We start from the raw sequence: 13,618 nt of genomic DNA, 5'->3' as shown, positions 1-13,618 counted from the left end.
GTGAGCCGACGCCCCGCCGATCTGAACCCCGACCCCGACCTGCTCGCACTCCTGGAGGGCGCGCTGCCCGGCCAAGTCGCCTCGCGCGCCTCCGACCGGTTGGGGTACGCCCACGACGCGTCTCACTACCTCCTGACACCCCAGGCCGTGGTGTACGCGCGCAACGGCGGCGACATCGCCACGCTGGTTCGGACCGCCGCTGAGGCGGGCCTCGCGCTGACCTTCCGCTCCGGCGGAACCAGCTTGTCCGGGCAGGGGGTCAGCGACGGGGTTCTGGTCGACACCCGCCGGAACTTCGGTTCGATCGAGGTACTGGACCAAGGCGCGCGCGTACGAGTCCAACCGGGTGCGACGGTGCGGGCCGTCAACACCAGGCTCGCACGGTTCGCACGCAAGCTGGGTCCCGATCCGGCCAGTGAGGCGGCGTGCACCATCGGGGGAGTGATCGCCAACAACTCCAGCGGGATGGCCTGTGGCGTTGAGTCCAACGCCTACCGAACCCTGGAGTCCGCGGTGCTCGTGCTGGCCAGCGGCACGATCTTGGACACCGGCCAGGCCGACGCCGAGGAACGCCTGCGATCGCTCGAGCCCCGAATCCATGAAGGGCTGAGCCGGCTGCGGGATCGAGTCCTGGGTAGCCCACAGTCAGTGGCGACGATCCAACGGCAGTTCGCGATCAAGAACACGATGGGCTACGGAGTCAACAGCTTCCTCGACTACAGCCGCCCGCTGGACATCCTGCTGCACCTGGTCGTCGGCAGCGAGGGCTCGCTGGCGTTCATTGCCGAAGCGACATTCCGGACTGTGCCGGTGGCCACCCACAACGCCACCGGACTGCTCCTTCTGAACGACCTGGCAACGGCGACCGCGGCAGTCCCGGACCTGGCGGCAGCCGGATTCGCGGCCATCGAGTTGCTGGATGCCACGAGCCTGCGAGTGGCCCAGCGCGATGCGAACGCACCACCGCAGCTGCGAGCGCTCGACGTCGACCAACATGCCGCCCTGCTGGTGGAACTCCAGGAGCACAGCGCCCCGGACCTGCAGCACCGGCTTGAGGCGACGTCCGGGCAGCTGAGGAGTCTCGGCCTCAACGACGGCCTGCTCAGTTCCGACCCGACGGTCCGGGGGTCGCTCTGGCGGATCCGCAAGGGGCTGTATGCCGCGGTAGCCGGGGCCCGCCCCTCGGGCAGCACGGCCCTGCTGGAGGACGTCGCGGTCCCGGTCGATCGGCTCGGGGAGACCTGCACCGAGCTGACCCGGCTGTTCGAGCGGTTCGAGTACCAGGACTCGGTGATCTTCGGGCACGCGAAGGACGGCAATGTCCACTTCCTGCTGAACGAGTGGTTCGAACAGCAGGCGAGTCTGGATCGCTACCGGCAGTTCACTGAGGAAATGGTCGATCTGGTGCTCGGCAACGGAGGCACACTCAAAGCCGAGCACGGCACTGGCCGGATCATGGCCCCGTTCGTACGACGTCAGTACGGCGACGAGCTGTACGAGGTGATGACCGAGGTCAAACACCTGCTCGACCCGCAGGGCATCCTGAATCCGGGCGTGCTGATCACCGATGACCCGGACCTGCACCTACGGCATCTGAAGTCCACACCGACCATCGAACCCGAGGCGGATCGATGCGTGGAATGCGGATACTGCGAGCCCGTCTGCCCGAGCCGGGCCTTGACCACGACACCGCGTCAGCGCATCGTCCTGCGACGCGAGGTCGCCCGCGCGCGAGCCGCCGGCGACGCGGCGCTGGCCGACCAGCTGGAGCAGGAGTACGAATACGAAGCGAAACAGACATGCGCGGTCGACGGCATGTGTCAGACCCTATGCCCGGTGAACATCAACACCGGTGACCTGATCCGCCGGCTGCGATCCGACCAGCACGGGCCGGCGTCGCAGCGCGCGTGGACCTCCCTGGCACGGCATTGGGAGGGTTTCACCCGCGGATCAGCGGCCGCGTTGTCGGCCGCGGCCGCGTTGCCACCCGCGCTGCCGGCTACCGCCACCCGGATCGCCCGCAAGGTCGCGGGCAAGGACAACGTTCCACTGTGGTCCCCGGATCTGCCCGCCGGCGGTACCCGGCGCCCCGAACTGAGCACCGACCGGCCGGTCGCGGTCTACTTCCCGAGCTGCCTGTCCACGATGTTCGCCCCGGCGCCCGGCGGTAACGGAGTCCAGGACGCGTTTGTGTCGCTCTGCCGCCAAGCTGACCTGGAGATCCGCACCGTCGAGGCGATCAACTCGTTGTGCTGCGGCACGCCGTGGAAGTCCAAAGGGTTCGACCGAGGATATGCCGAGATGAAGCGCCGCAGTACAGAGGCCATATTGCGGGCCTCAGAAGGCGGCCGCCTACCGGTGGTGACGGACGCCTCCTCGTGCACCGAGGGACTCGAAGGCCTGCTGTCGGACCTGCCGCAGCTGCGGGTCGTCGATGCCGTCGAGTTCGCCGCCGAACAGATCCTGCCCAACGTCACCGTGCTGACCAGGCACCCACGGATCGTGCTGCATCCGACCTGCTCGTCGACGCGCCTGGGCTCCACCTCGTCGATGCATCGCATCGCCGAGGCCATCGCACATGAGGTGGTGGTCGCCGATGACTGGGGCTGCTGTGGGTTCGCCGGCGACCGAGGCCTGTTGCATCCAGAGCTGAGCGCGTCGGCGCTGGCGTCGCAAGCCGCCCAGCTCCGCGACCTCGATGGCCGGTGCGCGTCGGTCAACCGAACCTGCGAGATCGCTTTGTCGCGGGCCACCGGGCGCGACTTCCAGCATCTGCTGGAGCTGATGGCGCAGGCCGTCGGCGCCAAGTAGCTGCAGCCCGGGAGTGACCTGCCCGATCGCGTTCGTTTCAAGCTCGTTCGGCGACTGCGGCCCGGGGTGACGGTCACCGCCGAGGCTGACGACTTGCGAGCTGCGGCCAGGACGGTGTGCGGATCCAGCGCACACCCCGGAAAGTATTTTTGAGCGCCGAGGGAACGCCGGGCCGCCTCGATGCGTGTACGTGCTGTGGGGACATCCCTGATGACAGGCCGGCGAACGACCGACTTCGAGGCGTTCTACCGCTCCGAGGCCGATCGGCTCTACCGCGCGCTCGCCGTAGCCCTCGGCAATCCGCAGCTGGCTCGCGAAGCGGCCGACGAAGCGATGGCCCGTGCCTATGCGCGCTGGAGCCAGGTCCGCGACCACGACAGCCCGGGCGGATGGACGTTCCGAGTCGGAATGAACTGGGCCACGTCCTGGTGGCGCAAGGTTCGCCGGGAGCGCCCGTTGCCGGCCGCCGACGACCTCCATCCAGCTCGCGAGGATCCCGGGCATCAGCAGGCGATCGCCGCGCTGCACCACCTCCCGCTGCCACAGCGCACCGTCATCGTGTGCCGCGTGCTGCTGGATCTATCCACTGTGGAGACCGCAGCGGTGCTGGGCATCGCCGAGGGAACCGTCAAGAGCCGCATGGCGCGCGGCCTCGCCGAGTTGCGCCGCACGCTCGGTGAGGAGCACACATGACACCCGACGACCTGGTCCGGACACTGCACCGGGCCGCCGACGCCGTGCCGCCCAGCGCGCCAGACCTACAGGTGGTCCTGCGCCGCCATCACCGCCGCCGGCTGCGGTCCGTGGCCACCGCGGCCACCATCGCGGTCGCCGTCACTGCATCGGGAACGGTACTGGCTGAGCGCGCCCTCTCCTCGCACCCGGCTCCACCGGCGATCCCGCCAATCACGACGGCCGCCCCGCCCACGCCGGCCGCGACCGAGACGGCGGCGGCATTAGGCCAACGGCTCCCTCTGGAGCCCGGCTGGGCGATGTTCAACGCCGGCGACAACCAGAACCCACTGGGCTATCAGCCGCCCCCTGGCCTGCTCGAGTTCTCACCGGACGGCAAGATCATTGCAGCTGCTCTGCCAGACCTCATCGACGGGCCGCGCCAGCGCGTGGCGCTCGACGACGGCCGCACTGTCCTGCTGGGCAGCAAGGACCTCCAGCCCCGCGTGCAGCGCCAGGACGGCGTCAACGGCACCGGCGTGGCGATGCGCCTCGTCGTGCTCGCGCCCGGCGGCGCCGTGGCGCTCACCCGCGAGGTGCGCGTGCAGGGCCAGGACGTCCAGCTCATCGGCGCGACCGCCACCGCTGCCTATCTCTACCGCACACCGGGCCGGATCATGCGGCACGATCTGGCCAGCGGCAAAGAGGAACGGCTCACCGCGCTCGACCCCCTCCCCGCCTGGGACGTGAACAACCTCTCGATCCAGAGCGGACTGCTGCTCACCACCCCGCAGACCGTCTGCGACCTGCGGATCTCCTCGGCCGATACCGGCAAGCCGATCCGCACCGTGCACTTCGACGTCAACCGATGGCACTGCCCTACAGCGGACCGGGTCCGGGTGTCCGCCGACGGTCGGCTGCTCGCCGTCGCGCTCAGGGGTACGGCCGCCAATCCTGACTCGTTCGACGTCGTGAACGTGGCTACCGGCGTGACGACGCACAGGCTGCTCTCGCCTACGTCACGGTCGGGCATCGTGGGCATCGTGGGCATGGCCTGGCGCGGCACCGCGCTGCGAGTCGCCTGGGTCGACCTGCCCAAGCCCGGCAGCCAGGTGTACCCGATGGCCGACGTCCTGCAGACCACCGACGTTCCGTAGCGGCCCAGCGACCACGTCGGCATGGCCGGGGTGGTGGCCCCGGCCCAGTCGACCGCCGGCCCGAGGCCCCCGAGCGGCCGCCATGCTGCATGCCGGTGGACACCGCTGCCTACAGCGCTGAGGTGCGCACCCCTTCCACCACGCCCCAGAGTGCCACGCTCACCACGCTCACGCCGAATGCCGCCGCGGCAACGACCGGCCACGACCGGCGTGCCGCTCTCCGCGCGTACAGCGTGCAGACAACGACGGAGGCCAGTACGACGTTGAATACCGCAGAGAAGAACAGAAAGTGGCCGAACATATCGGCAATCAGCCAGCCAGGCGCAAACAGCAAAAGATAGAGGCCCTGTCCCGCGAGCAGCGCCCAGCCGGTGCCGGCGCATAACGCCGACAGGAAGGTGTCGCCGGTGCGCGCGAGGTGGCCGAGCACGCCGAGGAGCGCACCGCCGCAGATCGAGGCGGCAAGCCAGAACGCTGTCGCGCGGGCGATCGAGGCCAGGCCCGCCAGGTCGGCCGACCCGCCGTCCTCGGTCACGCCGCCCTGCCAGCGGCGGCTGATGACGAGGATGAGTGTGTAGTACACCAGCGTGGCGACCACCAGCGCCGCAGCGCCCGTGACCGCCGCCCGGGTCCACGCGACGGCGAAGTAGCCGGCGACGAGCGCGCAACACCCCCACGCGGCGCCGCTGAATACGACGGTCAGGAACTGGCCGGTATCCCCGGCGACGTAGTCGCCCAAGAACGCGGTCAGTCCGAGCCCGGCTCCCAGCAGGAGGACGCGTACCAACAGGCCGGTGCGGCTCTGCGTAGACGACGGCGCGGATTTCGTCGGCATCTGCACTCGCATTCTCGAGGACCGCTGCAGGCAGTTCGGATCGATGACGGACCAGAGCTCGGATGTGTCGCGGGCCTTCGCGGCGTCCAGTATGCGGCCGCGCGCCTGGTGGCCGGGGGCCGAGAACGTCAGCCGGCGGGAGGTCCGTGGCATCGACCAACGATAACGACCTCCCGCCAGCTGCCCGCCGTGCGCATTGCGTGGTGAGCAGGGCTGTCTCGGCGCCGGTCATGACGAACGCGCCGACACCCCTTCTACGAGGTTGTGTGATCCGGCCCCGCCGTCGCAGGGCCGGGACGCCGGGTTGTCGCGGCCGCCCGGTCGATCGCCGCCTCCACCGCGCCGACCCGGTCCGCGAGCAGCCCGACCGCGCCGACCGCCCGGCTCATCGGGTCGTCCCCGTCACCGCCGAGCGCCCGCGCCCGCAGGTACGCGGCCTTGACCTCAGCCCACCGCGCCGTCTGCTCGGGCGTCATCCGGCCGCGAAGCTCGGCCAGCTTGAGCAGGTTCGCCTCGGCGCCGGCGGTGAGCGTCTGCGCCTCGCCGACGTAGTGGTCGTCGATGGCGGCCTCCAGCTCGGCGTCGTTCATGACCGGCACGACCCGCTCGGCGAGCTTGTTCATGTTGCGGTACGAGCCCTGCAGCAGGAACGGCGGCTCGGTACGCGAAGCGTCGGCCTGCGCCGCGGACGCGATGTACGCGCGGTTGTTCGCCAGCACCACTTCCTGCACCCGCAGCAGCTTGCGGAGCACAGCCAGCATCTGGTCCACCTCGACCGCCGAGTACGGGTGGGTGAGCTGGTCCGGTCGCACGGTGTCGTCGCCCCGGGCCAGCCGGACCAGTAGCTCGACGTCGCCGCGGTCGCGGGTGGACAGCGGGGCGAGGATGGCGTTGGAGGTCAGCGCGTTCTCGATGTAGCTGAGCGCGAACAGCTCGTCCTTGCCGGTCAGGACGTCGCCGAGGTTCCACACGTCGGCGCGGTTCGCCAGCATGTCGGGGATCCGGAAGCGCTGTCCTGACTCGGTGTACGGGTTGCCCGCCATGCACACCGCGAACCGCTTGCCGCGCAGGTCATACGTGCGGGTCCGGCCGCTCCAGACGCCCTCCATGCGGCGCTGGGCGTCGCACAGGGAGATGAACTTCTGCAGCAGCTCCGGCGACGTGTGCTGGATGTCGTCGAGGTACAGCAGGACGTTGTTGCCCATTTCGAGCGCAAAGTTGATCTTCTCGACCTCCTGGCGGGCGGTCGCGTTCGGCGCCTCCGCCGGGTCGACCGACGTCACCAGGTGCCCGAGCGACGGACCGTTCACCTTGACGAACACCAGCCCCAGCCGGCTGGCGACATACTCCATCAGCGTCGTCTTGCCATAGCCGGGCGGCGAGATGAGCAGCAGCAGGCCCATCTGGTCGGCCCGCTTCGCATCGCCCACCGCGCCCAGCTGCCGGGCCAGGTTGTCCCCGATGAGCGGCAGGTACACCTCATCGAGCAGCCGGTTGCGCACGAACGCGCTCATCACCTTCGGCTTGTACTCGTCGAGCCGCAGCCGCTCGCGTTCGCGGGTGGCCAGCTCGTTGCGGTGCCGCTGGTACTCGCGGAAGGCCGGAACCCGCTCGAGACGGAACCGGCGGGTGCGGGCGAGCACCTCGTCGAGGCGCACCTCCATCCGGCGGCCGACGATCCGCGGATGGGCGCCGAGCAGGCCGCCGACCGTCTCGGTGAGGGCAGCGGAGGACTCGTGGCGCGGCACGTCGCCACCACAGAGCACGATCGCGACCGCCTCTTCCAGGTCACCGTCGCCAGGACTGTCGACGGTGCCGGCGAACGAGGTGAGCCACGCGTGGACGAGCTGGCGGCGCGCGACGAGATCACCGTCGAGGGCGCGCAGGTCCTCGTTGAACTCGCGGGTGGAGCTCGCGTTCGGGCCGCCGAGGGCACGCCAGAATCGATCGAGAAACGTCCGCACGCCGGCGCTGGTGACAAACCCGAACGGCGCGCCGCTCAGCTCCTCGAACAGGTACTCCCCAGCGACCCCGGCCGACCCGTCCGCCGGGGCGAACGCGGCCACCGCCGCCTGCAGCTCGGCGCACAGCTGACCCACCGCGTCCGAGCGGCCGAACGCGGTCCGTGCCCGGGCGAGCGACCGCGCCCGCCGAGTCCAGGCCGCCTTGGCCTCGTCGTCGGCGCCGAACGTCCAGAACAGTTGCGCCGCCGCCCGGTCCGCCGCCGGGTAGCGCAGCAGACCGGCACCGGCGTGCAGCCGCAGCAGCGCGTCGAGGACGAGGGCCGCGTCGTGATCGTGGACGCCCCGCTCGTACCCCTCGGCATAACGACTGTCGGCGACGCCCCGCACAAGTTCGCGGAGGCCGCCGTCGATGGCCGCGGCCTGGTGGAGCGCGTCCAGCGTGAGGACCGGGCCATCCGAAATGGACTGTCCGGCCGACGCGGCATCGAGCACCACGCAGGCCAGGTGCTCCGCGCGGTACACGTCAGGTGCCTCTGACACCAGCAGCTGTCCCCAGAAGGGACGGGCGGCGGTGATCACCGGGTCGTCGACCGGCGCGCGGTAGTCGGTCGCCGTCACGGTGAACGCCAGCGCATCGCCGTGCGGCACGAGCGTGAGGTCGATCGCCTGCGTGTTGACGGCGAACTGATGCCGGCCGAGGCGGATGACGTCGGCTGAACCACCGAACAGGTCGAGCCGGTCGCGCAGCACCCGGCCGGCCTCGAGCCGAGCCGCCTTGACCCGGCCCTCCAGCTCCTCGGCGCGGACCTGGTCGCCAAGATCGCGCAGCTCGCCGGCGACGCCGCGCAGCTTCACGACCATCGGGTCGGAGGCGAAGTACGTGTTGACGTCGTCGGGTGCGCTCATCGTGCCGACCCGGCGCCCGATACCGGCGAGGATCCGTTCCGCGGACTCGACGAGCCGGTCGGCGCGGCGGGCCCGCTCGTCGAGCAGCGCCTGCTTGCGGGAAGAGAACGCCTCGTAGACGTCGGTCCGCTTGTCCCCGAGCTGAGCGAGGAAGTCGTCGAAGTCGCCGAAGCGGGACTCGAGATTCTCCAGCTGCAGCATGAGCCGGCCCAGCTGCTCGTCGCAACGCTCCGGCGTGTCCGCGACCGCGAGCGCGCCGGTGACCGCCTGCCCGAGCAGCGTGAACTCGGCCGCGAACTCGGCCCGGCCCTCGACCGCGAGCAGCTCGCGGCGACGGGCGCCGAGGGTGGCCCGGGCCCGGTTGACGCCACCGAGCACCTCGCTGATCCGGTCCAGGATGCCGACGCGGACGGTGGCGTCGGCGATCTCGAGGGAGCCGACCACCTCCGTCACGACCTGCAGCCCCGCGGCCTGCGCGGCCAGCCGCTCGCCGACCGGCGCGGCCTCGGCCACGGTACGGATCGCCTCGGCGTCCACGGCCAGGCGCCGCACATCGGCGAGGTAGCCGGCGAAAGCGTCGTCGCGTCGCAGGAACGTCACCGCCCGCTTGGCGGCGGCCACGAGCTCCTCGCCGAGCCGCGTCTGCAGGGCGGCGATCCGGTCGGTGTCCACATAGCGCAGATCGCGCAGCGGGACGAGAGAACCCTGCGCGTGGCGGAGGTCGGCGAGCAGACGCACCCAGCCGTCGGTGTCGACCGGCGGCTCGCCCTGAGAGCGGCGGATCAGCGACTCGATCCGCCCGGCCGCCTCGCCGAGGGCGCCGGCCGCCTGCTCGGTGAGCGCCTGCACCTTCTCGAACTCGGCGAGGACCTGCTCGGCTGTGCCGCGCAGCTCGGCGAGCGGACCGCGCAGGTCGCCCAGCTCCGGCTCACCGAGCCAGTGGTAGTGGTCGAACGCGCGGACACACGCGGCGATGATCGCCTCGAAGACCGCCGCGGACGGGCCCATGTCCGCGACCATCCGGGCCACCGACAGGCAGTCGGAGATGCCACGGACCAGGTCGGCGTTGCCCACCCGGTCCAGCGGCCCGGTCCCGATCGGCTGCGCCGCGGCGTACGTGTCCGACAGGTACGGCGTCTGCCACACCTGCATCGTGTGGACCCGGGTCGGCTCCTCGGACATGGCCCGGAACACCACCAGCGTCCCGTCGTCGAACAGGGAGTAGCCGTGACAGACGAACGGGTTCTCGACCGCCTTGCGGATCACGTTGTACGGCAGCAGCAGCGACCGCCCGTCGGCGCGGGCATGGAAGACGTAGAGCACGTCCTCACCGTTGGTGGACCGGATGACGCGCTCGAACTCGAGGTCGGCCACGTCGGTGTCGAACGTCCGCGCGACGCCGGTGGCCAGGTAGTAGCCGCCCGGGAAGATCAGGCCTTGGTCCTCCGGCAGGCGCTGGCAGCCCTGCCCGATCCCATCGAGCCGCACGACCGCCCGGGTCCGGGTGTTGAACACCAGAAACCTGAAGACCGTTTCCTTGTACGGGCGGATGCGCAGCAGGACGAGCGGACCGACACGGGCGTAGCTGACATCAGCGTCGGCGAGGCTCTGCAGCGGCTCGTCGACCGGCTCGCAGTAGACGCCCTCGCCCGTCTCGGTGTTGTTCTCCACCTTGACCGTGAGGTCACCGCCGACGGTCTCGACGAACACCACGTCCTCGATGGAGATGTGCGGGTGCCGGCCGAGGACGTGGTGCTCCCGGCCGACCGGGATCCACTCGAAGTCGTGCGACGGCGGGAACACATGGTCGCGCTCACCGCGGTTGTCCACATAGGACACATTGCCGGTCTCATTGGGCCTGCCGGTGTCCACGGTCCAGCGCAGCACCTTGATGTCGTCGGTGCGCGGACCGGTCTGGAAGACGGCGAGAAGCTTCCCGTCGAGCCGGCGCAGCTGCAGCAGCCGGGTGTCGCGGTAGTACTTGTACACCTCGCCGAAGTCGCGCAGCAGCTGCGGGGCACGCAGCAGGCCGGGCACGTCGTCCGCGGACGGCTCGTCGAACCGGAACGCGTCGCCGTCCCGGCTGAACCGGTGCAGCGAGAACACATCGTCGACGGTCGTCTCCGGCTTGAGGCCGATGAAGACGTTGTACCCGAACAGCATCAGCCCACCGACGGACACGATGTCGCGCGGGACGCAGTTGTGCTCCGTGCGGATCCGTTCCGTGCCGAGCAGGCGCAGCTCGCTGCCGCCGAACACCTCGGTCCGCCGCGCGTTGAGGGCCTCGGCCCGGCGGGTCAGCTCGGCCGCCTGCGCGGCGAGCCGGTCGCGCAGCACCTCGTAGGTGCCGACGTCCAGGCTCGCCGCGGCGGGCGCCGCCGTGTCGACGGTCACTGCTCGGCCGCCGCCAGGGCCGCGACCGGCTTGTCGGCGATGCCGAGCTGACGGGCGGTGTCGAGCAGCTCACGCAGCTTGTCCCGGTCGGGGCCGCCGCGCTTCATCTGCTGGGCCAGGAAGGCCGACAGCGTCAGGTTGGACACGTCGGCGGTGCTCATCGAGCCGAGCACCCGCCCGAGATCGCGGGCCAGGTCGCCGTTGCCGTTGAGGTAGGAGGCGCCGACGGTCTGCACGACGTCGGAGTGCTGGACGAAGCCGTCGACGCTCTTACCGAGGCTGATCGAGCCGAGCAGCTTGTCGAAGAAGACACTGTCGCCGCCGACGATGTCGATGTTCGCCTTCTCCAGGCCGGCCGCCAGGACGATTGCCTGCTGCTCGGCGACCTGCCGGTGCACGTCGATGCCGGCGAGGCGGACGTCCTTCTCCATCTCCAGGCGCAGACGGAACTCCTCGTGATCACGGGTCGCCTCGTCCATCGCGGCGAGCGCGGCGGCCTTCTCGGTGAGACCTTCGGCCTCGCCCTTGAGCTTGTCGCGCAGCGCGTCGGCGTGGGCGGTACCCTTCTCCCGCTCGACCGCGGCCTCGGCGAGGCCGGCCTTCTCGATCGTCTCCGCCTTCGCGATCGCCTTCTCCCGCTCGACGGCCGCCTCGGCCCGGCCGATCTTCTCGATCGCCTCGGCGTTGCGCTCACGGACCTGCACGTCGGCCAGGCCGGGCGCGGCCGCCTCAGCCTGCACACCCTCGGCCAGCCGGATCTTGGCGCGAGCCTCCAGCTCGGCGGTCTGCTGCCGGGCCTCGGCGAGCACCAGCTCCTCGCGGGCCTTGAACTTCGCGGCCTGCTCGGCGGCCTCGGCCGCCTTGATGTCCTTGACCAGGTTCTCCTGCGCCTCGGCCTCGGCCTGGATGACAACCGCCTGCCGGGTGCGCTCGGCCTCCTCGACGACGCGGAGCCGCTTGATCTGCTCCTCCTGCTCGGCGACGGTACGCTCGACCGCGATCCGCTCCCGGACCACCTCGGCGATGGCCCGCTTCTCCGCCTCGACCTCCTTGTCCTTGGAGATCGTGCTCAGCTCGGTCTCCCGCTGCCGGGCGATGACCTCCAGCATGCGGTCCTTCTCGATGCGCTCCGACTCGATCGCGATGACCCGCTCGCGGTTCTTCTCGGCGACGGCGATCTCCCGCTGCTTGTTCTCGTGCTGGACGCCGACCTGCTCGTCGGTGCGGATCTCGGCGCTCGCCGACTTGAGCCGCTCCTCGGCACGGACCCTGGCGGTCTCCGCCTCCTCGCGCGCCCGCAGGGTGGCGACCTCCCGCTGCTGCTTGATCTCCGCCTCCGCCTGACGGCGCTCCAGCTCAAGGACCGCCTCGCGGGCGTCGACGTCCTGGCGCTTGATCTCCTTCTCCTCGTTACGCCGGAACTCGTTGGTCCGCACATGCTCGATCGCGGTCAGCTCGGTGATCTTCCGGATGCCCTGCGCGTCGAGGATGTTGGCGTTGTCGAGGCTGTGCAGCGGCGTCTGCTCAAGGAAGTCGATCGCGGCATCCTCGAGGCTGTACCCGTTGAGATCGGTGCCGATCACCCGGACGATCTGATCGCGGAACTCGTCGCGTTTCGTGTACAGATCGACGAAGTCCAGCTGCTTACCCACGGTCTTGAGCGCCTCGGAGAACTTCGCGTTGAACAACTCCTGCAGGGTCGCCTGGTCGCTGGCCCGGACCGTGCCGATCGCCTGGGCCACCTTGATGACATCCTCGATGGTCTTGTTGACCCGCACGAAGAACGTGATCCGGATGTCAGCACGAATGTTGTCGCGGCAGATCAGCCCCTCCCGGCCGGTCCGTTCGATCTCGATCGTCTTCACCGAGATGTCCATGACCTCGGCCTTGTGCAGGACCGGCAGGACGACGGCACCGGTGAACGTGACGTCGACCTTGCGGACCTTGGAAATGATCAGCGCCTTGCCCTGTTCGATCTTGCGGAACAGCCGGCTGACGGCGAACAGCACACCGACCACGATGAGCACGGCCACGCCGAGCACAACGAGGAAGCCGGTGGTGATGGCAGTCATAGAAGCTCTCTCTGTCCGGGGGTGGGATCAGTAGGTGCGGGAACGACCCAGAAGAACTCGCCGTCCCGGTCGTATTCGTAGATCACCGCCGTGCTGCCCGCGGTGAAGGTGTCGGTGCCGGTCTGGCGAACCTGCACGATCGCGCTGGAGCCGTCGGCGGCGGTCACCTCGGCCTGGCCGAACGTGTCGGTGACGGTGCCGGTGCGGATCACGCACCCGCGGCCGACGAACGCGGTGCGCGAGTCGCCGCTGGTCTGCGGGAAGAGCCGCCGCAGCGGCACCACGAGCAAGCGGGTCGCCAGCCACGCGACGACCAGCGCGACCACCAGCACGGCCACGCGCAGCAGCGCCCCGTCGACGACGGTCGAGCCGGCCAGGCTGACGAACCAGGCGACCAGCACGAGCACCGACAGCCCAACCGTGGCCGGCACTCCGCCCAGCCCAACGCTGCCCAGGAAGCCCCCGAAGCCGCCGGCCGCACCGCCGTCGACGACATCGGCGTCGAGCGACTCGGTGTCGGCGCCGCCGAAGACGACGATCAGCCAGTACGCGATGACGACGACGAGCAGGAACGTGAACAGGACGGTAGGGAACTCGAGGACCACATCGAGAAACTCACCCATCAGCCTGCTCATCCCCCTCACTCGCTAGCAAAGATGGTGACAGGCTTCGTCAAGACCCACTAATCCTCGCTGCGCTCATGTGGTGCTCCCGATAGGCAATCCATCCACTGTGGTTACTGTCCACAGTGGATTTTCGAGACTCTGCTTCGTCTCCCGGTCGCAACACAATCCGGACAAACCGGCA

At 69.9% G+C, this 13,618-nt stretch carries 7 protein-coding genes; 3 read left to right on the top strand and 4 right to left on the bottom strand.

Translation table 11 applies throughout. The features are described from left to right. From AB0367_RS28770 to AB0367_RS28760, 3 genes are all read left to right on the top strand, one after another. Positions 1-2,811, top strand: a complete 2,811-nt coding sequence (locus AB0367_RS28770) for an FAD-binding and (Fe-S)-binding domain-containing protein (protein ID WP_366229580.1) — start codon at positions 1-3, stop codon at positions 2,809-2,811. 210 nt (positions 2,812-3,021) lie between these two features. Further along, positions 3,022-3,504: a SigE family RNA polymerase sigma factor gene (locus tag AB0367_RS28765; protein ID WP_366229579.1), complete on the top strand. Its 483-nt coding sequence runs from the start codon at positions 3,022-3,024 to the stop codon at positions 3,502-3,504. Beyond that, positions 3,501-4,640 carry a hypothetical protein gene (locus AB0367_RS28760; protein WP_366229578.1) on the top strand — a complete coding sequence of 380 codons (1,140 nt, stop codon included), beginning with the start codon at positions 3,501-3,503 and terminating at the stop codon, positions 4,638-4,640. The genes AB0367_RS28765 and AB0367_RS28760 overlap by 4 nt, the downstream gene beginning before the upstream one ends. Positions 4,641-4,749: 109 nt before the next feature. Here AB0367_RS28760 and AB0367_RS28755 read toward each other — a convergent pair whose 3' ends face one another. The 4 genes from AB0367_RS28755 to AB0367_RS28740 all read right to left on the bottom strand — a co-directional run bounded on the left by AB0367_RS28755 (position 4,750) and on the right by AB0367_RS28740 (position 13,434). Continuing rightward, entirely contained in the window at positions 4,750-5,628 is an 879-nt protein-coding gene (locus AB0367_RS28755; RefSeq protein ID WP_366229577.1) for a hypothetical protein, read from the bottom strand. Between the two features lie 101 nt (positions 5,629-5,729). Beyond that, entirely contained in the window at positions 5,730-10,739 is a 5,010-nt protein-coding gene (locus tag AB0367_RS28750; protein ID WP_366229576.1) for a DNA repair ATPase, read from the bottom strand. After that, a complete protein-coding gene (locus tag AB0367_RS28745) occupies positions 10,736-12,811 on the bottom strand; it encodes a flotillin family protein (RefSeq protein WP_366229575.1) in 2,076 nt (691 codons plus the stop codon). Before AB0367_RS28745 ends, AB0367_RS28750 begins: the two co-directional genes overlap by 4 nt. Beyond that, positions 12,808-13,434 carry a hypothetical protein gene (locus AB0367_RS28740; protein ID WP_366229574.1) on the bottom strand — a complete coding sequence of 209 codons (627 nt, stop codon included), beginning with the start codon at positions 13,432-13,434 and terminating at the stop codon, positions 12,808-12,810. The genes AB0367_RS28745 and AB0367_RS28740 overlap by 4 nt, the downstream gene beginning before the upstream one ends. Positions 13,435-13,618 lie beyond the last annotated feature (184 nt).

Source organism: Dactylosporangium sp. NPDC051484, from assembly GCF_040689395.1.
Taxonomy (GTDB): Bacteria; Actinomycetota; Actinomycetes; order Mycobacteriales; family Micromonosporaceae; genus Dactylosporangium.
Note: the sequence above shows the minus strand (reverse complement) of the source record. Positions and strands in the feature narration are given on the sequence as shown.

Bases quoted from the DNA above. Each gene is read 5' to 3' on its own strand.
- AB0367_RS28740 (WP_366229574.1), bottom strand. From the start codon at position 13,434: ATGGGTGAGTTTCTCGATGTGGTCCTCGAGTTCCCTACCGTCCTGTTC.
- AB0367_RS28765 (WP_366229579.1), top strand. From the start codon at position 3,022: ATGACAGGCCGGCGAACGACCGACTTCGAGGCGTTCTACCGCTCCGAG.
- AB0367_RS28755 (WP_366229577.1), bottom strand. From the start codon at position 5,628: ATGCCACGGACCTCCCGCCGGCTGACGTTCTCGGCCCCCGGCCACCAG.
- AB0367_RS28745 (WP_366229575.1), bottom strand. From the start codon at position 12,811: ATGACTGCCATCACCACCGGCTTCCTCGTTGTGCTCGGCGTGGCCGTG.
- AB0367_RS28760 (WP_366229578.1), top strand. From the start codon at position 3,501: ATGACACCCGACGACCTGGTCCGGACACTGCACCGGGCCGCCGACGCC.